Source organism: Pseudomonas sp. S2_B07, from assembly GCF_054668435.1.
In genome coordinates, this window is record NZ_CP162769.1 from 2,801,271 (window position 1) to 2,825,155 (window position 23,885).

The following is a 23,885-nucleotide window of genomic DNA, read 5'->3' on the forward strand; positions in this document are numbered from 1 at the left end:
CGCGCTCATTAAATCCGCTGAGACTAGAGAGGCAAGCGTCGGCAGCGGGTGAAACGTATGTGAAAAAAAGCTTAAAAGCTGCGCAAAGTCTTGTTACAGGTTGCGCCCTGAAAAATCCTTTCAGCTCTCGTGGATGCGGCCGATACAGACCTGCTACCTACCTTGCTGGCTCCCAAAAACAACAATCTTCCAGCCAACCGACGATCAAGAAGCACAACGTTCCTGGAGGAATTGATGAATAGCTGGTTCGGCAATATCAGCGTGAACATGAAACTGGGCCTGGGATTCGGCCTGGTCCTGGCATTGACCTGCGTCCTGGCCCTGACCGGCTGGACAAGCCTGGGCAGCCTGATTGACCGCAGCAACTGGATGAGCGACATCACCCAGCTCAATGCCGGCCTGACCAAGCTGCGCGTCGTTCGCCTGCAATACATGCTGACCAACGGCGACGAAACCGCCGCGCAGAACGTCCAGACCACCCTCGACGCCTTCTCGGCTCAGCAACAAGCGTTGCTGTCGAAATTCAAGAGCCCGGAAAACCTCAAGTTGCTCAAAGAGCAAGGCACCGTCATTGCGGCGTACCAGACCTCGCTGAACAAAATGCGCAGCGCCTACCGCACTGGCAACAGTGCCCGCGACACCATGGGCGCCAATGCTGAAACCGCCAGCACACTGATCGAAGCCATCAGCAGTCGCGTGCAGCAAATGCCGCTGAGCGATCAACGCTTCGAGCAATTCCAGGCCATCACCGCCGCCAAGGAAGCGTTCATCCTGGCCCGCTACGAAGTGCGCGGTTACACCGCCACCACCAATGCCGAGACCGAGCAAAAAGCCGTCGGCCAACTGGACGCCGCGATCGCCAGCCTCAAACCACTGAATGCGCAGTTTGCCGAGACTCAGCAAGACGCCTTGCGTCAGCTGGAAACCGCGCTGGTTGCCTACCGCAGCGCCTTGCAGTCGTATAAAGCGGCCAACGCCGATGCGGTGCAGGCGCGCAAGGAAATGACCGATCAGGGGGCCGCCATCCTGACCCTGAGCGATCAGCTGTATCAGATCCAGCTCGACCGCCGCGACGCCGAAAGCACCCAGGCACGTACCCTGCAATTGATCAGCACCTTGCTCGCGTTGCTGGTCGGCGTGATTGCCGCCGTGATCATCACCCGTCAAATCACCGGCCCGATCCGCGACACCCTGGCCGTGGTTGAACGCATCGCCAGCGGCGACCTGTCTCAGGACGTCAAAGTCACGCGCCGTGATGAACTTGGCGTGTTGCAGCAAGGCATCGCGCGCATGGGCGTGACCCTGCGCGACCTGATCAGCGGCATCCGCGACGGCGTCACGCAAATTGCCAGCGCCGCCGAAGAACTGTCGGCCGTGACCGAACAAACCAGCGCCGGGGTGAACAGCCAGAAAATCGAGACCGATCAGGTCGCCACCGCCATGCACGAGATGACCGCCACGGTGCAGGAAGTCGCGCGCAATGCCGAAGAAGCGTCGCAAGCCGCCGCCGCGGCAGACGGTGAAGCCCGCGAAGGCGACAAAGTGGTCAACGAAGCCATCGCCCAGATCGAGCGTCTGGCCAGCGAAGTGGTGCGTTCCACCGAAGCCATGAGTGTGTTGCAACAGGAAAGCGACAAGATTGGCAGCGTGATGGACGTGATCAAGGCCGTCGCCGAACAGACCAACCTGCTGGCGCTCAACGCCGCGATTGAAGCCGCGCGCGCCGGTGAAGCCGGTCGTGGTTTTGCGGTAGTGGCCGATGAAGTGCGGGGCCTGGCCCAGCGCACGCAGAAGTCCACCGAAGAAATCGAAGGCCTGGTGGCCGCCCTGCAAAATGGCACGCAACAAGTGTCGGCGGTCATGAACAACAGCCGCGCCCTCACCGACAGCAGCGTCGCGCTGACCCGCAAGGCCGGTGTGTCGCTGGAAAACATCACCCGCACGGTGTCCAACATCCAGTCGATGAACCAACAAATCGCCGCCGCTGCCGAACAGCAAAGCGCCGTGGCCGAAGAGATCAGCCGCAGCATCATCAACGTGCGCGACGTGTCCGAACAGACCGCCGCCGCCAGCGATGAAACCGCTGCGTCGAGCGTTGAACTGGCGCGGTTGGGTGGTCAATTGCAGCAGATGGTCAGCCACTTCCGCGTTTAAGTCGCCGTCTTGATCATTCCCACGCTCCGCGTGGGAATGCCGCAACGGACGCTCCGCGTCTGCTTCTAAATGTGACGCAGAGCGTCACGGGCTGCATGCCCACGCAGAGCGTGGGCATGATCAAATGTCGCCACTCACCGAGTCCCGCGCTGACGCAATGCCGATGGCATGAAATACGCGTCTTCCGGCACTGGTTGGGCGAAGTCCACGGTGGCCGGTTCTTCGTTGTCCAGGTTCTGCACGTAGTAACGGCGCGCCTGCAAGTCATGGAAAACGTCCAGCGCACTCCAGGTGGTGGGCAGGTCGTAGAAATTTTTCAGGTAGGCCATCGACACCCGCCACAACTCCCCTCGCCCGTCATATTGATCCACCAGTGCGGCGCCCCAACTGTCCTCGTCGAGAAACAGCACACGTTTGGAATAGATATGCCGCGAGCCCGGCTTGAGCGTGCCTTCGACCACCCAGACCCGATGCAGCTCATAACGGGTGAATTGCGGGTTGAGGTGGCCCGGTGTGAGCAACTGCGCGTACTTCACATCAGGGCTGCCGACTTTGTAGTTGTTGTACGGAATGTAGACCTCTTGCTTGCCCTTGAGCTTCCAGTCGTAGCGGTCCGGCGAGCCGTTGAACAGGTCAGTATCGTCCGCCGTGCGCAGGCCGTCGGATGAGGCGATCGGCGTGTCATACGCCAGGTTAGGCGCACGGCGCACACGACGTTGGCCGGCGTCGTAGACCCAGGCCTGACGCGGGTCCTTGAGTTGGTCCAGGGTCTCGTGGATCAACGCCGCACCACCGGCCAGCCGGGCCGGGCTCTTCACGAACGCCAGGTAGTAAAACAGGATGTTTTTCAGGTCGGCAAACTGTCCGCCCGGGCGGTAATAGTTGAAGAGCCCTTCCTGCTGCGAGGTCACCAGCGCGAAGCTGCCGTTGCGCTGCACCGGCGCTTCGGAAGCACGCCGCACCACATAGATACCGCGATAACGGGTGATGTGGTTCCACAGCACTTCGATCCCGTCCTTGGGCACCGGGAACGGCACACCGCCATAGGCATCGGCAAACCCGCTGCCGCCTTCGAGCAGCTTGGCCGAGGTCGCATTCTTGAAGGTGTTGTCATACAGCCATTGTGGCGCCGAGCCCGACCGGCGCGAGGGATAAACCGGCATCTGGAAGGTGTCGGGGTAGCTGTTGAACAGGGCGACCTGACCCGGGCTGAGGTGGGTCTTGTACTGATCAAGGTTGGCTTTGGTGATGGTGAACAGCGGCTTGTCCGCCGCGTACGGGTCCGGGTGGTGTTGACCGGGTTTGTAGCCGGCCGGCGCCTGAGTGATACCGCCGGCCCACGCCGGAATGGTCCCGGCGGCGTTGCCGGCACGCTCGGCGCCCAGCGGGGTCAGGGTGGTTTTCAGTTGTTCGGCTTGCTGGGGCGAGATGGCGGCCAGCGTGCTGCCGGCGGCCAGGCTCAGGATTAGCGCCAGTGTGGTTTGGGTCAGTCGTGAAGTGTGAAACATCATCGTTCTCCGAAAAATCCAGCAGGTCTGCAAAACACAGCAGATCCCTGTGGAGCGAGCTTGCTCGCAATAGCGGCCTGCCAGACGACATCTGTATTGGCTGTGACGCACTCATCGCGAGCTAGCTCGCTCCCACAGGGGTTTTGTGTATGGCGCTTACAAGAAGTACTTGAGGTTGAAGCCGACGTTGTCGCGGTCACGCAGGCCGTTGTCCTGCCCGCCGCCGTAGAACTCGGTGTATTGCAGCTCGGCCTCCAGCTTGTTCTGGTAGTTGGCCTTGATCCCCAGGGTGTAGGCCTTGCGGCCCTCGATGGTGTTGCCCGCCTGATAACTGTTGCCCTGGAAGTCGTCCTTGTAGACGACGTAAGGCGAGACGTTGACCCCGACATACACGTCGTTCCAGGTGCCGTTGATCATCGCGGTGTAGCTGTAGGAGTCGCGGTTGACCTGGTCGGCACGATCACCGCCGGACACATAGGAAAAGTTGCCGGTGCCCGCGTAGTAACGCGTGCTGCCGTCATAAGCGGTGTAATGCAGGCTGCTGCCGCGCAGGTGCTCGGACGCCAGTTCGAACACCCCGAACATCGAGTCGAACGACAAGCTCGGGCCAAAGTTGTAAATGGTGCCCAGGGAGGTGTTGAACGCTTCCACTCGCTCGGCGTTATTGATCTGGCTGGCGAGCGTGACCTGCTGACCGCCAATGTTGATGGTCTGACCGGCTGCTGCGGCGGCAGCGCCGTTGGCCAGGTCGCCGATCAGGTCGTTGGTGGCCGCAACGCCGATGGGCAGGTTCGGCCGATAGGCCACTTCACCGAACACCGATGCCTGGCCCAGGGTGGTGTTGAAACTGAAGCCGTACATGCGGATGTCTTCGGCGTAACGGCGATGCGCCTGGATATTGCCCAGCACATCCACGGTCGCCAGGCCGTTGGCCAGTTGCCCCGCCTGACTGCCGGCGACACCGGTCAACAGGTTGGTCAGGGCATTCATGTCGATGCCTTTGTACCCACCCAGATCGGCGGAAATGGTCGGTTCCTTGGCGTGGTAATTGACCATGTACACGCCGAACTCGGTGCTGTTGAGTTGTTCGGCGATGTAGCGAAACGCGAACCCGAACTGGCCGTCATTGCGCGCGTTGTAATCCTTGCCGACCGAGGCCACTTTGACGGTATTGCCGAAGGTCGGCGTGACCCCGTTGGCGTAGAGGCCGGTGGTGCTCAGGGTCTGATTGAGCAACGGGTTGTTGCCCAGCGCGCTGTACAAACCGATCACGTTGCCGAAACCGGGCACCGGAGTGTCCAGCGCGGTATCGGTAAAGTTGTTGTAGCCGGTGTTGCCGCCATCGGCGAACAGGTCCGTCTGCGAGTAGAACGTACCGACCGGGTCGATGCGGGTTTCCTTCCAGTTGGTCTGGTAAAAACTTTCCATGGTCAGGGTGTCGGTCAGGCCGATGTTGAAGCTCAGCGCTTCCACCGGCACCAGCACTTCCTTGACTTCAGCGCCGGGCAAACGGTACTTGGCGGCGTCCACCGGATTGGTGGTGTTAATCCCGCCACGGTAGAAAATCCCCTCGCCCCAGTTGAACACCTGACGGCCGATACGGGCCGTGACCGGCATCTGCGCGACGTCCCAGTTTCCATAGAGGTAAGCGTCGAGCATCTCCACCCGGCTGCCGGCGATATCGCGGGTCTGGCCAGTGAAGTGGTCGTCCTGCGGGTAACTCTGACTCGGTTGTGAGGGGTTGTTGTTGCGGTAGTAATCGTTGCGCTTGTCCATCAGTTGGGTGTCATAGAACGCGGTGCCGCGCATGAACATCCCGTAGTTCTGATAGTTGGCCTCAAGCTCCGAGGTGATCTTGTACACCTCGGAAACCAGCCCGGTGTCGAAGTTGCGATTGCCGTCGTTGGTGTTGACGTCGTCGTTGTTCTTGTCCCGGCCCTGGACCCGCCACAAGCGGCCATAGGACAACGTGCTGTCGAACGAGCCGGTGACCTGATTGTCCAGCACACTGAATTCCTCGGCCTGCACGCCGTCGACTGCGCACAGTTGCAGCAGCCCTGCCAGGCCGACGCCGGGGAGCGCCGCGCCAGACAGGCGAAATCGGGTTCTCATGATCTGTTCCTCTTCCCTGGTTTTATTGTTTTTATGCTGCCTGTGTGAGTAGGCGACGTTGCCGCGATGGCTATGGCGCCAATCCCGCATCGACATATATCCGGCTGTGCGCACCGAAATGCCCCAGCAGTTTGAACAGCTGTTGGTTCAGAGCCGGATGGTCGAAGTCTTCGCGCTGCACCTGGTTACCGGCGCTGAAATCGCGGGTGATCGGGGCGGTCTCCAGCCACTGCCCGATGGCTTCATCAAACGCTGCGGATTCGTCGGCGGACTCGGCGCTCACCACTTCGCGCAGGTAGTCGACCGAGTACGGTGGGTAACCGGCGTCCTGTGCAGAGTCCGTGTAAGCGTCGAGCATCGGATGTGCCTGGCCGGCGCGCAGCAGGCGCCGAAGCCAGGTCGACTGATACTTTTCCACTTCCGTGTGCCGGGTGGCGACCCGTTCAATGGCGGCATGCTTGTCGGCATCGAAGCCGGCCAGCGCCTTGCTTTCCAGCAACAGCAGACTCGCGAGCTCGACGCCGGGCAGTGCTTTGGCGTGATAAGGCTGGGTCAGGTCCTGAACGTGGTGCAGGCCCCAGCCGAGAAAACGATAACCCCAGTAAGGATGGCCGCTGGCAAACGCCAGTCGCGCCAACCCCATGTATTGGTAGGCGCGCCAGTCCGGCCAGCTGCGCTGAAGAAATCCGGCCGCGGCATACACCACCGCACTTTCATGGAAGAACCCCATATGAAACGGCGCCTGGGAACTGTACGGAAACCGCGCATCGCCGAAAGGCTGCGGGCCGAAGCCGTACAAGGCGCCCACCTCGCCTGGGTTGTCGTTGAACAGGTTGATGTCGTGGCCGTAATCAGGCTCCTCGGCGGCGCTGGCCAACACGGCCAGGGGCGCAACTTTTTCTCCGTCCGCCACGCGGATGAAACGCTGGCGATTCCACGGCGACAGGGTCTGTTCAACCATGACCTGCTCGGCCTTCAGGTGTTCTCGCTCGGGCAGGTCCTTGCCGGGCATCGGCTGGATAACCATCGCCAGATGAATCCGCGGATTGATCCGCAGCGCGGTGAGGAAGTCATGGCGCAGATTGTCCCCAGGCATGGCGGGTAATTTCAGGTTGTCGGGGCGCGGCGGGTAGTGGGCGAAGTGCTCACGGGCGAAGCGTTCCTGTTCGTCCAGCAGCGCAGAAACGGCCGGGTATTGATGCGCGAGAAACTGCTCCAACGGCTCAACCTCGACCTGCGGGGCATCGCGCAAGGCCGGCAGATCCTGCAACGCCAGGTAGCTGCCGACCGTATGGTTGGACCAGCCCCACGCCATCGGTGCCGTTCCACAAAGCAGCAACAGGAGGAATGTCAGCTTCATTGCTTTTGGTTCTTATTGGATGAGCAGTGGGGTTGAGCCTAACAACCGACCCTGCCCCTGACACTGTCCAATCTCACCAGAAAAGTTCTCCGATAGCGCCACGCCCCGGTGCAGAAAACACCGAAGATCATTGTGGGAGCGAGCTTGCTCGCGATGCGGGTGTGACAGTCAACATCGATGGTGACTGACGCGCCGCTATCGCGAGCAAACTCGCTCCCACAGGGATTTGAGGTGGTCGGCTAAGCGGGGTAACCCGTGATTTTGCGGATGCTCTGGTACAACGGCTTGAGCTGGCGGTACATGCGCAGGTAAACCTCTTTGTACAGTCGCTCATAAATCTGCTGCGCCTCGGGTTGCGGCATGAACACTGCCCCCACCCGAGTCATGGCCGCGATCGCCGTGGGAAAATCCGCGTGCAGACCCAACCCCACCGCGCAGCAAATTGCCGCGCCCAGACCGGACGCCTCATAGACATGCGGACGCTCGGCCGGCAGGCCAAAAATGTTCGCCGTGAGCTGCATCGCCGCATCACTCTGGGAACCACCACCGGCAACGCGCAAACGCTTGACCGAGATGTTCGAACGTTTCTCGATCTTCTCCATGCCCTGGCGCAAGGCATACGCCAGCCCCTCGAGGATCGCCCGGTAAATGTGCGCGCGGGTATGCACGTCGCCGAAGCCGATCATCGCGCCCTTGGCCTCCACTCCCGGCTCACGGATACCCGGCGACCAGTAGGGCTGCAGCATCAACCCCATCGACCCCGGCGGCACAGCGTCGACCAGCGCATCGAAGAGTTGCTCGGGTTCGATGCCCTGCGCTTTGGCCTGCTGCATTTCCCGCAGGCCGAACTCGTTCTTGAACCAGCTGACCATCCAGTAGCCGCGATAAATCATCACCTCGCAGTTGTATTGATCCGGCAATGCGGACGGGTAAGGCGGAATCAACGGGACGATTTCCAGGTAGCGCGACCGGGTGCTGGTGATCGTCGCCGTGGTGCCATAGGACAGGCACACCGTGTCTGCATCAACGACGCCAGAACCGACGACTTCGCAGGCCTTGTCGGCACCCGCCGCGATCAGCGCAATCCCCTCGGGAATGCCCGTGTGACGGCTGGCTTCAGCGGTGATGAAACCCAGGGTTTCACCGGGTTTGTGCAGGCTCGGCAACTGCTCGGGCCGCACCACCAGCGCCTGCCATTTCCAGTCGCTGGGCGCGGCCCATTTCAGACGTTTGAAATCGAACGGCAAGTAGCCAACGCAACAGCCCACGGAATCGACAAAACGCCCGCACAGGCGATGAGTCAGAAACCCCGAGAGCAGCAAAAACTTGTCGGTCGCCGCCCAGACTTCAGGCTGGTGGCGGGCGATCCAGTTGGCCTCGGCCTGGGCGCGAAAATAATCCACGGTGGCTTGCGCGCCGACCAGTTTGAACAGCCAGCCCCACGGCCCCTTGATCCCGCCTTCGACTTCGCTCTGGCGTTGATCGAGCCACAGAATCGCCGGGCGCAGCGGCTTGCCTTGGGCATCGACGTTGATCACCGTGCCGCGCTGGGTGGTCAGCGAGACGCCGGCAATCTGTGAGCGATCGATACCGGTTTGCTGCCACACCTGCTGACAGGCCTCGCCCAGTTTCGCCCAGTAATACTCCGGGTCCTGCTCGGCCCAACCGGGTTGAGACGAATAATAGGCCTGCAACTCGACCTTGCCTTTGCCCAGCAAATTACCCTGCAGGTCGAAGAGCAACGCGCGCACGCTCTGGGTGCCATTGTCGATGGCCAACAGGTAACGCTTGTTCGGGTGGTTATCCATGGAGCTCTCTTCAATGGGCATGGGTCGCGCACATTCCTGAATTCTTATTTTCCGTAGCCCGTAGCCCTGTAGCAGCTGTCGAGCGCAGCGAGGCTGCGTTCGAGAACAACGTTCTCGCAATCCCTGCCCCCCGAAGTTTTTCTGAAACACCAGGGTGGTGGTTTTGCGACGGCTTTGCCGCCGAACGCAGCCTCGTTGCGCTCGCCAGCTGCTACAGGGTTACGGGTGCTCAACGCGACTGCCGGGTAAACCGTGGTGGCGTTGCCATAACGCCTGATAGCGCTGCAACTCCTGCTGCCAACGCTCATCATCCCAACCGAGTCGTGGCTGGCAGAGTTGGCGGATGGCCGCAAAGTATTCCTCGCCACCGCGCGGCAGCAACAGGCCCAGACGGGTTCGACGCAGCAGTAAGTCATCCAGGTGCAGCACCATTTCCGTCTCACAGGCAAACGCCAGTTCCGCCCACAAGGTGTCCGTGGCGCCCACGCTGTCATGACCCAATTCCGCGATCAGTGTCGCCAGCCTCGGCAGGTCACGGCCATGTCGCCCGGCCAGGCGCCGCCACTGGTTGCCACAGAGCCCTGGAATCGCCAGCGGCGGCACCACGGCAAACACCGGCGCGGCGTCATCATTGAAGGGACGGTCGAGCATGCTCGCGCAGGCCTTGAGCACTTCGATGGCCTGCGGACGAAAAGTGGTCAGCTTGCCGCCGGCCAGGGTCACGCAACCCGGCTCCTGCCACAGTACATGCTCGCGGGTTTCATTCGAGGGTTTGCCTTGAGGTTCACCTGCAGGGCTGCCCACCACCGGGCGCACCCCGGACCAGGTCGACAGCACATCCGCGGCGACTACTTCGGCTTGGGGAAATTGTTGAGTGCAGGCCGCCAGCAGATAGTCGAGTTCTTCGGCACTGATACTCGCACTCTGGTCCAGATCGCCCTGATGATCGAGGTCCGTGGTGCCGACGACCGTCGCGCCCTCCCACGGGAAAACGAACACCGGGCGACGGTCGCGCTCGTGCAGAAAAGTGAAGGCTTGCGCCACCGGCAGGCGCCAGCCCGGCAGCAATAAATGGCTGCCACGCAACGGGCGCAACTGACGCGGGGCATCAGGCAGGCGCAAGCGTTCAGCCCAGGCACCGGTGGCCACGGCCAGCACACCACAACGCAATTGCAGTGACGCGCCACCTTCGCAGTCTTCCACCTGGACCCCGCAAACGCGTCCTTCCTTACGCAGCAATTGCTGCACGCGCACGCCGTTAAGCACCACGGCGCCATCGGCCCGGGCCTCCCCCAATACGCGCATCACCAAACGGGCGTCATCGGTCAGCGCATCGACAAAACAGGTGCCGCCCAGCAGGTCATGTTCCTTTACCCCCGGCGCCAGATAACGCAGTTGTTGCGCGTCATGGAAGCGATGGCTACGCCGTCCCGCCAGCGCGTCATAGATCGACAACAACCCTCCCAGCACTCGCGGTCCGGGAAAGCCGCCACGGTAATGCGGCATCATGAAACTCATCGGCTCCACCAGCCCCGGCGCTTCGTCGAGCAGGCGCTGGCGCTCGCGGACCGAATCGCGGGTCAGGCGCCACTGACCCTTGGCGATGTACCGCAAACCGCCATGGACCATTTTCGAGGATCGGCTGGAGGTGCCCCAGGCAAAATCGCGTTGCTCCAGCAGCAGGCACCGCCAGCCACGACGCGCGGCTTCGCGCAGGATACCGGCGCCGCTGATGCCGCCGCCGATGACGATCAGGTCCCAGGTTTCCTCCGCCAGCGTCGGCAGCATTTGCTGGCGCCACGCGGCGTTCCAGTTCGGGCTCATGGCCGTCACTCCGGCAACAACGTGCCGGGGTTCAGGCGCCCGGCCGGATCAAAATGCCGGCTCAGCGCCTGCAGGGTGTCCATCGCCAGCACGCCCTTCTCGCGCAGCAGGTACGGCGCGTGGTCCTTGCCCACGCCGTGCTGATGACTGATGGTGCCATGGTTGTCGACGATGGTCTGACTGGCCGCGTGCTTGAGCGCCTGCCAGCGGGCCAGGGTCGCGGGATAGTCCGCCGCCGGGCGAAACACATAGGTGGTGTAGATGCTCGAGCCTTCACCGTAGACGTGGGACAGGTGAGTGAACACGTGCACCCGTTCACCTTCAGCCGCCAAGGCGTCGCGCAGGCTGGCTTCAATCAGGGTCAGGAGGTTGTCGACGTTGCTCCAGTCGGTGGCCGTTTCGAGTGTGTCGACCACATAACCGGCGTTCCACAAGTTCTCGCGCAGGTAGGGAAAACGAAAACGGTTCTGCGCCCACTTCTTGCCGAGCAAGGTGCCGGTAAACACCCCGCCGAATGCCTTGAGGTGCTGGCGGGCCTGGCTCAGGGACAGCGCATTTTGCCGGCGATTACCGGTCACGCCGAACGTCAGCAGGCATTTGCCTTCACCGGCACCGCGCAGCGACAGGTATTTTTCCAGCCAGGCGATCTGCTGCGGATGACCGGCCAACGCCAGTTGGGTTTCGGTTTCCACCGCGTTGGACAAGCGCAGCATCGACAGCGGAACCCGCGCCTGGGCCAACTGGCGGATGGCTTGCAGCGCCTTGGTCCAGCTGGGCAGAAACACACCGTAGAAACGTTCATCGGCGGGCAATGCGCTGACCCGAACCTTGACCTCGGAAATAATCCCGAATCGGCCCTCGCAACCCAACACCACTTCGCGCAGATCGGGCCCGGCGGCCGAGGCCGGGAACGTGGGGATTTCCAACGGCCCGGCAAAGGTTTCCAGAGTCCCCCCGGCGAACAGTTGCTCGATACGCCCGTAGCGCAACGATTGTTGGCCACTGGAGCGACTGGCGACCCAACCACCCAGGGTCGACAGCTCCCACGACTGCGGAAAATGCCCCAGCGTATACCCCCGGGCGCGCAACTGACTTTCCACCTGCGGCCCACTGGCGCCAGGGCCGAAGGTGGCCAGCAAGCTCTGTTCGTCGAGGTCCAGCAGGCGATTCATCCGGGCCAGGGACACCGTGACCACGGGCCGTGCGGAATCCGGTGGATTGATATGCCCGGCCACCGAAGTGCCGCCGCCATAAGGAATCAGGCACACGTCCTGTTCATGAGCGAGCGCGAGCAATTGGCGGATCTGTTCGGCCGTCTCGGGAAAGGCCACGGCGTCGGGATAATTCCCCAGCGCGCCTTCACGCAACGCCAGCCAGTCCGGCAGGCTCTGCCCCCGGGCATGCAGCAAACGATCGTGCGATTGCACGCTGTATAAGGCGTGTTCCTGCAACCGCGAGGCGGGCACACGGGCCAATGCCGCCTCCAGCGTGGCATCGGGCAGCGCTCGACCGTCTCCCAGCCGCTCGGCGAGAAAACTCGCGCCTTGTGCCGGCAGTTCGACCACCGTGGTTGCATCTCCCCAGCCGTTCCAGCGTCGCATGCGTGTGTCCTTTTGCGGTTCTTATTGGTGATATTTCAGGCCCCCATACTAGTCAGCTGCCCGAAAGTGTCACGGTCGCATCCGGCCAGTTCGAGTAGCCAATTGAGTCAAACGTCGCGCAAGTGTCAGCCATTTACTTTAGCCGTGGTTTCAAATTACCTTTCAGCGCATTCATCCGCGCACGCGGGCCTTGATCAAAGGAATACGATCATGCAATCCCTGGGCTTCACTTCCGTTCCGCCGCTGCTCAAATACCTGCGTCATGCCGAACAGCTGGGCATGGCCATCGAGCCTGCGTTGGCGGCGGCCGGGTTGCAGGCGCAGCAGTTGAGTGACAACAGCCTGCGGTTGCCGGGTGAGGCCCATGAACGCTTGCTCGATTATTTCTGCGAACACTCGGGCGATCCGCTGTTCGGTCTCAACGCCGCGCATTTTGTGTTGCCCAACTCCTGGAGCGTGCTGGGTTACATCACCATGAACTGCGCGACCCTGGGTGATGCCATGAGCCGCATCATGCCGTTCGAGAAACTGGTGGGCGACATGGGCGTCAGCCGCGCCGAAGTGCAGGACAGCAACGTGCACCTGATCTGGACCTGCCGCTATCAACGCCCGCGCATTCGCCGGCACCTGGTCGAAAACGTGCTCGGTTCCTGGTTGCAATACGCGCGCTGGATCGCGGATACACAGATGTCACCGGCCGCCGTCTGGCTGGAACATGCACTCCCGGCCGAGGCGACGCTGGCGCAATACGAGCAGTTCTTCGATTGCCCGGTGCTGTTCGACCAACCTTATTCGGCGCTGATAGTGCCGTTGCCGTATTTGCAGTTGCCGTTGCGCCAGGCCGATGCGCAATTGCTGCGCACCCTGGAAGAACATGCGCAGGGGTTGATGGCCACACTGGAGGACGCGTCGCTGGAGCAGCGGGTCAAAAGCATCCTGCGTCAGTTGCTCAAGGAAGGCCTGCCACGCAAGGAGCAAGTGGCCGAGCATCTCGCCGTGTCGGTGCGCACGCTACAACGCCAGTTGCATCAGGCCGGCACCTCGTACCAGCAAATCCTCGATGACCTGCGCCAGGAACTGGCCGAGCATTACCTGCTCAACAGCACGCTGCCGATTCAGGACATCGCTCAGTACCTGGGTTTCACCGAACCGCGCTCGTTTCACCGTACGTTCAAGAGCCGGCGCGGGATGCCGCCCGGCGAGTTTCGCCAGACTTACCGGGTGTGACTGCTCGCGAAAGCGTCAGTCGCAACAGCGCAGTAAACGTCTTTCATTGCACCTGTTTAAAGACACTCGGCGTTACGCGACAACACCCACAGATCCTTGCGCCGCTGCCTACGACTGCGCCAGAATCCGCCGGCTTGTGCGCTTGGGGGCTGCTCGGTAACGTGGATCGCGTCACTGATTCCCAGTGATCGAGCTTAGCGGCTCGGCTACATTCGCTCCTGGTTGCACAAGTATCATCCAGTCAGGCATTGGCCTGAGCTTGATGGTGGCTGTGCGCATGGCACCTTCGGGTGCGCCGGGATGGGATGCGACCGGTCCGCTAACTTGCGCACAGCTGCCTCCCTTTCGCTTAGCGGCGAAATGGATGCGGCCTTACAAGGTACGCGCCCATGTTCAAAGTTACGCCAAACCCACCGGACACCGATCCGGCATCCCCCTACGAAACACCGGAATCAAAGAAACTCCACGAAGCCGCCGAGCGCGCACTCAATCACTATTTGGGCCCTCCGGCCTCCCACGTCATGACAAAGCCCTACCAACCCAATCGCCTCTACATGGCCAACCCGGCGTCCGGCACCGAACCCTTGCTGACCGATGCCTGTGAAACCCTGGGCTCAGCCACCGTCATGCTCAACGACTTCGCCGCGTTGCTCGAAGGCTCGCACCGCAAAACCGCGCAAGGTATCGCCCAAGTGGTGATGGTGGCGGAAATGGCGGTCAATCAAGTGCTGGATAAATTAGTGCCCACTGACTGATCACTGCTTCCACGAACGAAAAAAGCCCGCTGCCAAACCAAAAGGGTTCGGCAGCGGGCTTCTTTGTTCCGCTTACAACGTTTGCGCTCAGAGGCTGATCGCGTTGGTGAACACCAACCGGTTACCGAACGGGTCGGCAATGGTCATGTCCTGGCTGCCCCACGGCATGGCCTGAATCTGCGGGTGCGAAAACGTGTATTCCTTGGCAATCAACTGCTGCTGGAACACCTCAAGCTCATCCGTCTCGATCCGCAAGGCCGAACCCGGCGTCGCATCGCCGTGGTGTTCGGACAGGTGCAACACGCATTCGCCGCGAGACACCTGCAAGTACAACGGGAAGTTCGCTTCGAAACGGTGCTGCCAGTCGATCTTGAAGCCGAGGAAGTCGACGTAGAACTCTATCGCTTTGCGTTCATCGAAAATCCGCAGGATCGGGGTGGTTTTGCCGAAGCTCATAGGAGTGTTCTCGCCAGTGGGAAGGGCCCGTGTTCAGCAGGCCATGTGTCTGGTTCAAATGATCGGATCAACGCAGCGTCTTGAGCGCGAGATCACTGTAGTAGAAGCTGTTCTTGCCAGTGCGCGCAAAGAAGAAGTAACCATAATCCGACAAGTAATAGTAGGTATTGAGCCGTTTGTACTCATCGTCTTTTTTACTGCAGGTCAACTCTTTGGCTGAACCGCTTAATGTGACATTGAGTTCGCTGGCCGGCAGCTCGCGAATGACGGTGCAATCGTTACTGTCTTGACGCTCCTCGACTTTGCCGAACAGTGTGTTGGTGCTGCGGACCGTCGCGTTGTAGTTCAACCGCTCGTTGATCGGCATATGCTGCCAGTCGCCGGTGAAACTCAAGTTGATGACACTGGAACTGTCTTTCATCGAAGGGCCCTTCGAGACGCCGAATCGACTCAATTTCGCCAGATCGAACAGTCCGTGAAAGGACACTGCATCGCTCTCGTAATGGGTCCCTGACAAACGCAGGGTCATCTGCTGCGAAGCGCTATCGATACCGATAAAACGCTCTTCACGCATGTCCGTGGTCTTGGCCTTGTAAGTCGACTGCCCTGCCACTTCCACATAGCTGAGCGGTTTAACGGCAACCGGCATGTTCAGGTTTTTGATGGCCGATGCGACAGCAGGGGAAAGCGGCGCCAGGGTCACTGGCGCGGTTTTCTTCGCACGGGCAACGAACTTCGGAAGTTGCGCTGCCGACTCCGGTTTATCGCAGGCCAATTTGAACAGCTGGTTATAGTCGTCGTTGCTGCCGCTAATCGCCGTGGCCGTCAGTGCAACGGCATCCTGGCCATCTGTAACGGTGTTGTTGGCGTCCAGATCGTATCCCGCCACCACGCGATACGTCTGCTTGCCACAATCGACCGCATACCGCTCGCGTTTCTGGGCATAGGGCGCGTCGTAGGGCGCATCAAAACCAATCAAAGGATTATCGTAGGCCGCCCAGAATCTCAGTTCGGCACCGTCCTTCTTGAGGCTGTTGCGATCAATCAATACCCATTGATCCTCGCCGCTGCCTTTGACGACACGCCAATCCGAGGCTGGAGTACTGGCACACGCCTTGATGAAATCCGGGTTGCTTTTCAGCACCCCGAGCACGTTGGCCGGAACCGCTCTGCCCGTCGAATACTGGTGAGCATTTAGACCTGGATACATCCGGCCGCCACCGCCCAGATAGAGCAAGGTGGCCCGATCAGATGTACAGGAAGCTTCCATTTGAAATACCAGCCCTGCCGCCGCCTGGGCATTGCCGGAATGGCTGATCTGGAAACTCAGGACATCGCCTTCACGCATGATCGAATCACTGACCAGAGGCTTCGACAGAACGCCGTTGAACAACGTCTCGGCTTCCGCCGCCCGGCGTGCCTGTGGGCTGACACAACCCGCCAATAACGTAACGGCAACGAACAAACAAATGCGGTACATGAAACTCCCTGGGCGACGCACGCCAAAATCCACTGAATGTCAGCGCTTCGGCTTGGGAGTGGCTTTCTTTAATCGCAATGTGCCATCAGTACGACGGACCGCAAAAAATGCTTACTGAAACCCGCCTCGCAAATCCCCTTCCCGCGCCAGAAACCGCCCTTCCCTTTTACCGTTCGCCTGCCCGTCGCTGTAACTCAACACGCCGTTGACCCACACGCCGTCAATCCCTTCTGCCGCTCGTTGCGGATCGTTGAAGTCCGCCACGTCGCGAATGGTCAGCGGATTGAACAACACCAGATCCGCCCAATGCCCCTCACGGATTTCTCCGCGCGCCTTCAAGCCAAACCGCGCCGCCGACAGCCCGGTCATTTTGTGTACCGCGGTGTGCAGCGGAAACAACCCGACATCGCGACTGAAATGTCCCAGAACCCGTGGGAATGCGCCCCACAAGCGTGGATGCGGGAACGGGTCTTCCGGCAATCCGTCAGAGCCGACCATCGATAGCGGATGCGCGAGGATTCTTCGTACGTCTGATTCATCCATTCCGTAGTACACCGCGCCCGCCGGTTGCAATTGGCGGGCGGCGTCGAGCAATGACAAGTTCCACTCGGCGGCGATGTCCATCAGGTCGCGACCGCCCATTTCAGGGTGCGGGGTGGACCAGGTGATGGTGATGCGATGGGCATCGGTGACTTGTTTGAGGTCCAGCGTCGAAGAACTCGCCGCATAGGGGTAACAGTCGCAGCCCACCGGATGGGTTTTCGCCGCGTGTTCGAGGGAGGCCAGCAATTGCGGACTGCGCCCCCAGTTTCCGGCGCCCGCGCATTTGAGGTGGGAAATGATCACCGGGGATTTCGCATGTCGGCCGATCTGGAACGCCTCGTCCATGGCCTCTAGCACCGGTTCGAACTCACTGCGCAAATGGGTGGTGTACACCGCACCGAATGCCGTCAGCTCTTCGGTCAGTTGCATCACTTCTTCGGTGGAGGCCGAAAAGGCGCTGGCGTACGCCAGGCCTGTGGATAAGCCCAATGCTCCGGCCTCCAGGCTTTCGCGCAGTTGCTCGCGCATCGCACTGATTTCGTCTGGCGTGGCGGTACGAAACAGGTCGTCGAGGTGATTGCTGCGCAGCGCCGTGTGACCGACCAGTGCGGCGACGTTCAGCGTGGTGTTCGCCGCTTCGACCGCCGCGCGGTAGTCGCTGAAGGTCGGATAAACAAATGCTGCGGCCGTGCCGAGCAGGTTCATCGGGTCCGGCGGATTGCCCTTCAAACTCACCGGCGAAGCGCTGATTCCGCAGTTGCCGACGATCACCGTGGTCACGCCCTGGCTGAGTTTGGGCAGCATCTCTGGCTGGCGGATCACCACCGTGTCGTCATGGGTGTGGACGTCGATGAAACCCGGCGCCAGCACGCGACCGGCAGCGTCGATTTCTTCGCTGGCAGTGGCGTCGTGCAAGTCGCCGATGCGCTCGATGCGGCCGTTCAGGATTGCCACGTCGGCGGGATAACCGGGGGCATTGCTGCCGTCGATGATCAGGGCGTTGCGAATCAGCGTGTCGTACTGCATGTCAGTCTCCCAGCGGCAAGTGATCGTCGCCGCCGCGGTAATCGTCGAGGGCGAGTTTGATCCGCCGCAGACGTTCTTGATTGTCTTCAGGATTGGCCAGCGCCAGCTCGGTGGCAAGCACGTCGATGGCCAGCAGCATGCCGTAGCGCGCCGCCGTGGGTTTGTAAATAAACGAGGTTTCGACGCCTTGCAGCGGCAACAGCACGTCGGCCAATTGCGCCAGCGGCGAGTCGGCCCGGGTGATGGCGACAATGCGGGCGCCGTAACTGCGGGCCAGTTCGACGGCTTCAATGAGTTCGGGCGTAATGCCGGTCAACGAACAGGCAATCACGGCCCGGCCGGCATCGAGGCTGGCGGCGGTGACGCGCATCATCACCGGGTCGTGGCACACCGCAATCGGGTAGCCGAATCGCACCAGCCGCACCTGCAGTTCATCGCTGCACAAAGTGGAGCAGCCGCCCATGCCGAACGCGTGAATCATTCGCGCCTTGCCCAGCAGCTTCACCGCATCGGCGAAGCGCGACTCGTCGAACGCCGACAGATGCTGGCGCAAGGTCGACTCGATATCACCGACGATCTGCCCGTAAAACGCCGACTGATCGGGGGTGCCCGCCGGGTCGAGAAAGCGGCTGCCGACACCGCTGGCCTGGGCCAGTTGCAGGCGCAAGTCACGCAAGTCGCGGCAGCCCACCGTGCGGGCGAACCGCGACAGCGTGGCGGTACTGACTTCCGCCCTCAGCGCCAGCTCATCGAGGCTGGCAGCGGAGGCAAACCCTACGTCGTCGAGCATCAGGCGAGCGATGCGCCCTTCACCGGCGCTGAAGGAATCCTGGCGGGCGCGGATCTGATAAAGGATGTCCATGGCAGGCGACTCCGGTTAAATCAGGTAGGAAAGGCCCACGGTCAGGCCGAAAGCGACCACGGAAATAATGGTCTCCAGCACCGTCCAGGTCTTGAAGGTCTGGGCCACGGTCATGTTGAAGTATTCCTTGATCAACCAGAAGCCGCCGTCGTTGACGTGGGAAAAAATCACCGAGCCGGCACCGGTCGCCAGCACCAGCAATTCCGGGTGCGGATAACCCAGCCCAATCGCCACCGGCGCAACAATCCCCGAAGCCGTGGTCATCGCCACCGTCGCGGAACCGGTGGCAATGCGCATCAACGCGGCGAACAGCCAGCCCATGATCAGCGGCGACAAGTGAAACTCGTGGGCCAGGCTGACGATCTGGTCGGTGACGCCGGCGTCCACCAGAATCCGGTTCAGGCCGCCGCCGGCGCCGACCAGCAAGGTGATGCTCGCCGTGGGTGCCAGGCATTCATTGGTGAATTTTAGAATCGATTCACGGCTGAAGCCTTGGGCAATACCCAGGGTCCAGAAGCTCAGCAAGGTCGCCAGCAACAGGGCGATCACCGAGTTGCCGATGAACAGCAAGAACTGGTTGAAGCCGCTGCCCGGCGTGGAAATCAGGTTGGCCCAGCCACCGATCAGCATCAACACCACCGGCAGCAAAATAGTCGCCATGGTGATGCCGAAGCCCGGCAGGCTGTCGCGCGGTTCGCGGTCGAGGAACTGGCGCTCCAGCGGGTTTTCCGCCGGCAATTGAATGCGTGGCACGATGAACTTGGCGTACAGCGGCCCAGCAATGATCGCCGTCGGAATGCCGATCAAAATCGCGTACATCAAGGTCTGCCCGACCGACGCCCCATACACCTGCACCGCCAGCATCGCTGCGGGGTGCGGTGGCACCAAGGCGTGAACCACGGAGAGACCGGCGACCATCGGCAAACCGACCATCAGGATCGACACCCCGACACGCCGCGCCACGGTAAAGGCAATCGGCACCAGCAACACAAAACCGACTTCGAAAAACAGCGGCAACCCGACCAGGAACGCGATGCAGACCATCGCCCAATGCGCGTTCTTTTCGCCGAATCGGTCGATCAGCGTCCGCGCCACCTGCTCGGCACCGCCGGACTCGGCCATCATCTTGCCGAGCATGGTGCCCAGCGCCACCACCAGCGCGATATGCCCCAGGGTTTTGCCGACGCCCGCCTCGTAAGCGCCGACCACGCCGGACGCCGGCATCCCGGCCAGCAAGGCCAGGCCGATGGACACCAGGGTGATGACGATGAAGGGATTGAGTCGGTAACGGGCGATCAGCACGATCAGCGCAATGATGGCGATGGCGGCATACACCAGCAGCCAATAGCCGAAGGACAGGGTCATGCGGTACTCCTCGAAAGGGTCACGTCGAATGGATTGTGAAACTCTTAAAACATTTCGAGAGGTGATTTTCAAACGAGGTGAAAGTTATTTTCGTACAGGGGTAAGGGTTGTCGCTGAGAGATATGCGAGGTCGGTGAATATGAAAATCCGACAGGCGAATTTTCATGCTGATCGTTCCCACGCGCCGCGTGGGAATGATCTCGAGGAAGTCTCAGTCGTGATTCACCCGGGCGCGTTTCAGCAGTTTCTTGCAACGCTCCGACAGGTGCAGCACGCGCAGGTGCTTGCCGGCCTTGGTGTAGCGTTCGCGCAACGTATCCAGCGCAGAGATGGCCGAGTAATCGACGAAGCTCAAATGCCGGCAATCCAGCGTGACGTGGGCAGGATCATTGGCCGGGTCGAATTGATTGAGGAAGGGGGTGGTCGAGGCAAAGAACAGCGTGCCATGCACCCGGTAGAGTTTGCTGCCGTCGTTTTCCAGATGACTGTCGGCGTACAGCTGCCGGGCCTGCTGCCAGGCAAAGTTGAGCGCGGCGATGATGATCCCGCACAACACGGCGGTGGCCAGATCGGTGAACACCGTAATCACCGTCACCGCGATGATCACCAGGACGTCGTTCAACGGCACTTTGTTCACCACCCGCAACGAGGCCCAGGCGAACGTTTGCTGTGACACCACAAACATCACCCCGACCAGCGCCGCCAGCGGAATGCGCTCGATCAGCGGCGACAGAAACAGAATGAACAGCAGGATCAGCACCCCGGCAACCACCCCGGACAGTCGACCGCGACCGCCGGAACTGAGGTTGATCACGGTCTGGCCGATCATCGCGCAACCGCCCATGCCACCGAACACGCCAGAGACCATGTTGGCCGCGCCCAGCGCCACGCACTCACGATCCGGGAAGCCGCGGCTCTCGGTAATTTCGTCGGTCAGGTTCAAGGTCAGCAGGGTTTCCAGCAGGCCGACCAGCGCCATCAAAATCGCGTAGGGCGCGATGATGCGCAGGGTGTCCAGACTCCAGGGAATGTCTGGCAACGCAAAGGTCGGCAAGCCCCCGGCAATGTGCGCCATGTCACCCAGCGTACGGGTCGGCAAGCCCAGCAGATACACCGCCAGCCCCACACCGAGAATCGCCACCAGTGCCGGCGGCACCGCACGCGTGAGGCGCGGCAGCAGGTAAACGATGGCCATGGTCACGGCCACCAGCCCCGTCATCATGTACAGCGGCGTACCACTGAGCCAGGTGTCACCGTTTTTGAAATGCTCCAACTGCGCCAGGGCGATGATGATCGCCAGGCCGTTGACGAAACCGAGCATCACCGGGTGCGGGACCATGCGCACCAGTTTGCCCAGTTTCAGCAACCCGAACGCCAGCATGATCAACCCGCCGAGCAACACGGTGGCCAGCAAATACTGCACACCGTGCTGCACCACCAGCGCGACGATCACTACCGCCATCGAACCTGCAGCCCCGGACACCATGCCCGGCCGACCGCCGAACAGCGCGGTCAGGGTGCAAATGATGAACGCCCCGTAAAGACCCATCAGCGGATTGAGGTGAGCCACCAGCGCGAAGGCGATGCATTCGGGCAGCAGGGCGAAAGAGGTCGTGAGCCCGGCCAGGACATCGGCGCGTAGACGTTTTGGTTTCATGAGGGAATCGCACGCAGGGAGTGACGAGAAGAAAGTGCGCGGATGGTACGGAATTGCGGGCAGCCCGGCCAGTTGTTGGGCCTTCGCAAATGCCATCGCGGGCAAGCCATGCTCCTACAGGGGATTTGCGTCGTTCACAAATCCCCTGTGGGAGCATGGCTTGCCCGCGATGGCCGCGACACGATTTAGAGCGAACTCAAACCATCTCGTCCCGAATCCACTCGATCACCGACACCCGCTTCGGCGCCCAGCCCAGCAACTCACGCGCCTTTTTCCCGCGCACCCGGCTGTTGGAACCCAAGCCATAGTTGGCCATTTCATACCCCCACTCGGCCTCGGCGTCTTTCAGCGGCCAGTCTTGCGGCGCGCCCAGCTCCAGCGCGTGGGCAATCGCGGTGGTCATGTCGAAGAACGACGCTTCACCGCTTTCAACGAAGTAGAACGTGCCCGGCACATTTTTGGTCAGTGCCAGCAGGTACAGGGACACCACGTCTTCGATGTGCACGTTGGACCAGATGTTCTGACCCGGGCCGACATGCCGGACCACGCCACTTTTACGCGCCTGCTTGAGCAAGCGCGGCAATTGCACGCTGTCACGATTGACGCCCAGGCTATGGCCATAAATCAGCGTGTTGCAGATCACCGCCGAGTTCACGCCATCGTTCGCGGCGGCGAGGATCAGGTTGTCGATGGCCACGCGGGCGGCCTTGTCGACGGTCGGTTCCGGCAGTTTGTCTTCGACGTAGATGACGTCGCTGGCGTGACCGCCCGAGGCATCGCCGACGATGCTCGAACCGCTGGTGTGCAGGAATACTTTGTTGGAGCCGCGCAAGGCGTCGAGCAACGCTTGCACCGCGCCGCGATGGTCGCTGCTGGCGGCGTTGATCACGGCGTCGGCCGCACGGGCCTGTTCGGCGAGCAGTGCGCTGTCGTCCAGCGTGCCGATCACCGGGGTGATGCCCAGCGCGCTCAACTCATTGGCTTGGGCTTCGCTACGCACCAGGCCGGTGACCTTGTGGCCCGCGCGGATCAGACCGGTGGCGATGGAGCCGCCGATGAAACCTGCAGCGCCGGTGACGAATACGTTCATGGAGAAACTCCCTGCGTGAATAAGTGATGCGACGAGTATCGAGGAGTGATCTCTGATGAAAAATCCCCTCTGACCCAATTCACTCTTGCGCAGGAATCACGAATCAGCCTTTGAAATCCGAGTTCGCATACAACGCCAACTTGCCCTGAATAAAGTCGAGGAAGCACTGAATGCGCAGGGCCAGTTGCGAGTTGCGGTAGTACACCGCGTTGATTGGCTGGCGATAGCCGCTGTTGAAGTCCGCCAGCAGTACCTGCAAACGGCCGGCGCGAATATCTTCGATGGTCATGTAGTGCGACAGGCAGGCAATGCCCTGGCCTTCCAGCGCCAGGTGGCGGATCGTCTCGCCGCTGGAGGCACTGATCGACGCCTCAATTGGCCAGCGATCTCCATGCACGTAACGCAACGGCCATTGGTTGAGACCTTCGTTCTGGGTAAACCCCAACAACGCATGCTTACTCAAGTCCGCCACTGCCTGCGGCGCGCCGTGTTGCTCGAGGTAGGCCGGGCTGGCGACGATGTGCAGTGGACTGCACCCCAGCGAGCGAGCGTGCAAGGTCGAGTCGGCCAACGTGCCGATGCGGATCGCGATGTCGGTGCTTTGCTCGAGCAGGTCGATGATCAGATCGTTGCTGTTGAGTTCGAGCTGGATGTCCGGGTAGAGACGGCGGAATTCGTCGATGTACGGCACGATGGCGTGCAGCATGAACGGTGACGCCGCGTTAATCCTCAGCCGCCCGGACGGGGTTTGCTGGCGTGAGTTGAGGCGTTCTTCGAGCTCGTCCATCTGATCGAGAATCCGCTTGGCGTGCTCGAAGAAGTACTTGCCCTCTTCGGTCAGGTCCATGCGTCGTGTGGTGCGGTTGATCAGCGTGGTATCGAGTTTGGCCTCCAGCCGCGACAGCGTGCGACTGACCGCCGAAGGCGTTTGCCCGACCTGTTCGGCGGCAGCGGAAATCGACCCGCATTCAATCACGCAGACGAAAATCTGCAATTCATCGGATCTGGCTTTCACAAAGGCCCCTCATTCAAAACTGGCTTGATAGTAGCTGGATGC

General features: G+C 61.2%; 16 protein-coding genes and 2 pseudogenes. 4 read left to right on the forward strand and 14 right to left on the reverse strand.

What is annotated here, in order from left to right; translation table 11 throughout:
• Window positions 1-267 precede the first annotated feature (267 nt).
• A pseudogene (locus tag AB4N43_RS12985) lies at window positions 268-1,248 on the forward strand (methyl-accepting chemotaxis protein); the annotation flags it as partial.
• A 309-nt stretch (window positions 1,249-1,557) separates the two neighbouring features.
• Window positions 1,558-2,154: pseudogene (locus AB4N43_RS12990) on the forward strand (methyl-accepting chemotaxis protein); the annotation flags it as partial.
• Between the two features lie 134 nt (window positions 2,155-2,288).
• On the opposite strand, the gene AB4N43_RS12995 reads toward AB4N43_RS12990, so the two are convergent.
• From AB4N43_RS12995 to AB4N43_RS13020, 6 genes are all read right to left on the reverse strand, one after another.
• Window positions 2,289-3,662, reverse strand: a complete 1,374-nt coding sequence (locus AB4N43_RS12995; RefSeq protein ID WP_194940847.1) for a DUF1329 domain-containing protein — start codon at window positions 3,660-3,662, stop codon at window positions 2,289-2,291.
• Window positions 3,663-3,818: 156 nt separating this feature from the next.
• Window positions 3,819-5,774, reverse strand: coding sequence for a DUF1302 domain-containing protein (locus tag AB4N43_RS13000; RefSeq protein ID WP_460154122.1), 1,956 nt, complete (start codon window positions 5,772-5,774; stop codon window positions 3,819-3,821).
• A 70-nt stretch (window positions 5,775-5,844) separates the two neighbouring features.
• Window positions 5,845-7,134 carry a phospholipase gene (locus AB4N43_RS13005; protein WP_194940849.1) on the reverse strand — a complete coding sequence of 430 codons (1,290 nt, stop codon included), beginning with the start codon at window positions 7,132-7,134 and terminating at the stop codon, window positions 5,845-5,847.
• A gap of 239 nt (window positions 7,135-7,373) precedes the next feature.
• Window positions 7,374-8,942, reverse strand: a complete 1,569-nt coding sequence (locus tag AB4N43_RS13010; protein WP_460154209.1) for an FGGY-family carbohydrate kinase — start codon at window positions 8,940-8,942, stop codon at window positions 7,374-7,376.
• A 219-nt stretch (window positions 8,943-9,161) separates the two neighbouring features.
• Window positions 9,162-10,766, reverse strand: coding sequence for a glycerol-3-phosphate dehydrogenase/oxidase (locus AB4N43_RS13015; protein ID WP_460154123.1), 1,605 nt, complete (start codon window positions 10,764-10,766; stop codon window positions 9,162-9,164).
• Between the two features lie 5 nt (window positions 10,767-10,771).
• A complete protein-coding gene (locus tag AB4N43_RS13020; protein ID WP_027924407.1) occupies window positions 10,772-12,367 on the reverse strand; it encodes an FAD-binding oxidoreductase in 1,596 nt (531 codons plus the stop codon).
• A 210-nt stretch (window positions 12,368-12,577) separates the two neighbouring features.
• Here AB4N43_RS13020 and gliR point away from each other — a divergent pair, with 210 nt between their 5' ends.
• Window positions 12,578-13,594, forward strand: a complete 1,017-nt coding sequence (gene gliR, locus AB4N43_RS13025) for an AraC family transcriptional regulator GliR (RefSeq protein WP_027924406.1) — start codon at window positions 12,578-12,580, stop codon at window positions 13,592-13,594.
• A 389-nt stretch (window positions 13,595-13,983) separates the two neighbouring features.
• Window positions 13,984-14,349, forward strand: a complete 366-nt coding sequence (locus tag AB4N43_RS13030; protein ID WP_310271581.1) for a DUF6124 family protein — start codon at window positions 13,984-13,986, stop codon at window positions 14,347-14,349.
• Between the two features lie 87 nt (window positions 14,350-14,436).
• On the opposite strand, the gene AB4N43_RS13035 is transcribed toward AB4N43_RS13030, so the two are convergent.
• From AB4N43_RS13035 to AB4N43_RS13070, 8 genes are all read right to left on the reverse strand, one after another.
• Window positions 14,437-14,805 (reverse strand): glyoxalase superfamily protein, encoded by a 369-nt coding sequence (locus AB4N43_RS13035; RefSeq protein WP_027924404.1) that lies wholly within the window; start codon window positions 14,803-14,805, stop codon window positions 14,437-14,439.
• Window positions 14,806-14,872: 67 nt separating this feature from the next.
• The gene (locus tag AB4N43_RS13040) at window positions 14,873-16,153 is read right to left on the reverse strand and encodes a hypothetical protein (protein WP_410922609.1); all 1,281 of its coding nucleotides are present in this window, start codon (window positions 16,151-16,153) and stop codon (window positions 14,873-14,875) included.
• Window positions 16,154-16,396: 243 nt separating this feature from the next.
• Window positions 16,397-17,854 (reverse strand): D-aminoacylase, encoded by a 1,458-nt coding sequence (locus tag AB4N43_RS13045; RefSeq protein WP_059181661.1) that lies wholly within the window; start codon window positions 17,852-17,854, stop codon window positions 16,397-16,399.
• Window position 17,855: 1 nt separating this feature from the next.
• On the reverse strand, window positions 17,856-18,716 hold the full coding sequence (locus tag AB4N43_RS13050; protein ID WP_027924401.1) for a MurR/RpiR family transcriptional regulator: 861 nt from the start codon (window positions 18,714-18,716) through the stop codon (window positions 17,856-17,858).
• Window positions 18,717-18,731: 15 nt separating this feature from the next.
• Complete coding sequence (locus tag AB4N43_RS13055) at window positions 18,732-20,081, reverse strand: GntT/GntP/DsdX family permease (RefSeq protein ID WP_027925460.1); 1,350 nt, start codon at window positions 20,079-20,081, stop codon at window positions 18,732-18,734.
• Between the two features lie 211 nt (window positions 20,082-20,292).
• Window positions 20,293-21,738: a SulP family inorganic anion transporter gene (locus AB4N43_RS13060; protein ID WP_194940853.1), complete on the reverse strand. Its 1,446-nt coding sequence runs from the start codon at window positions 21,736-21,738 to the stop codon at window positions 20,293-20,295.
• 196 nt (window positions 21,739-21,934) lie between these two features.
• Window positions 21,935-22,828 carry an NAD-dependent epimerase/dehydratase family protein gene (locus AB4N43_RS13065; protein WP_059181662.1) on the reverse strand — a complete coding sequence of 298 codons (894 nt, stop codon included), beginning with the start codon at window positions 22,826-22,828 and terminating at the stop codon, window positions 21,935-21,937.
• Window positions 22,829-22,931: 103 nt separating this feature from the next.
• Complete coding sequence (locus tag AB4N43_RS13070; protein ID WP_027924397.1) at window positions 22,932-23,843, reverse strand: LysR family transcriptional regulator; 912 nt, start codon at window positions 23,841-23,843, stop codon at window positions 22,932-22,934.
• Window positions 23,844-23,885: the final 42 nt, after the last annotated feature.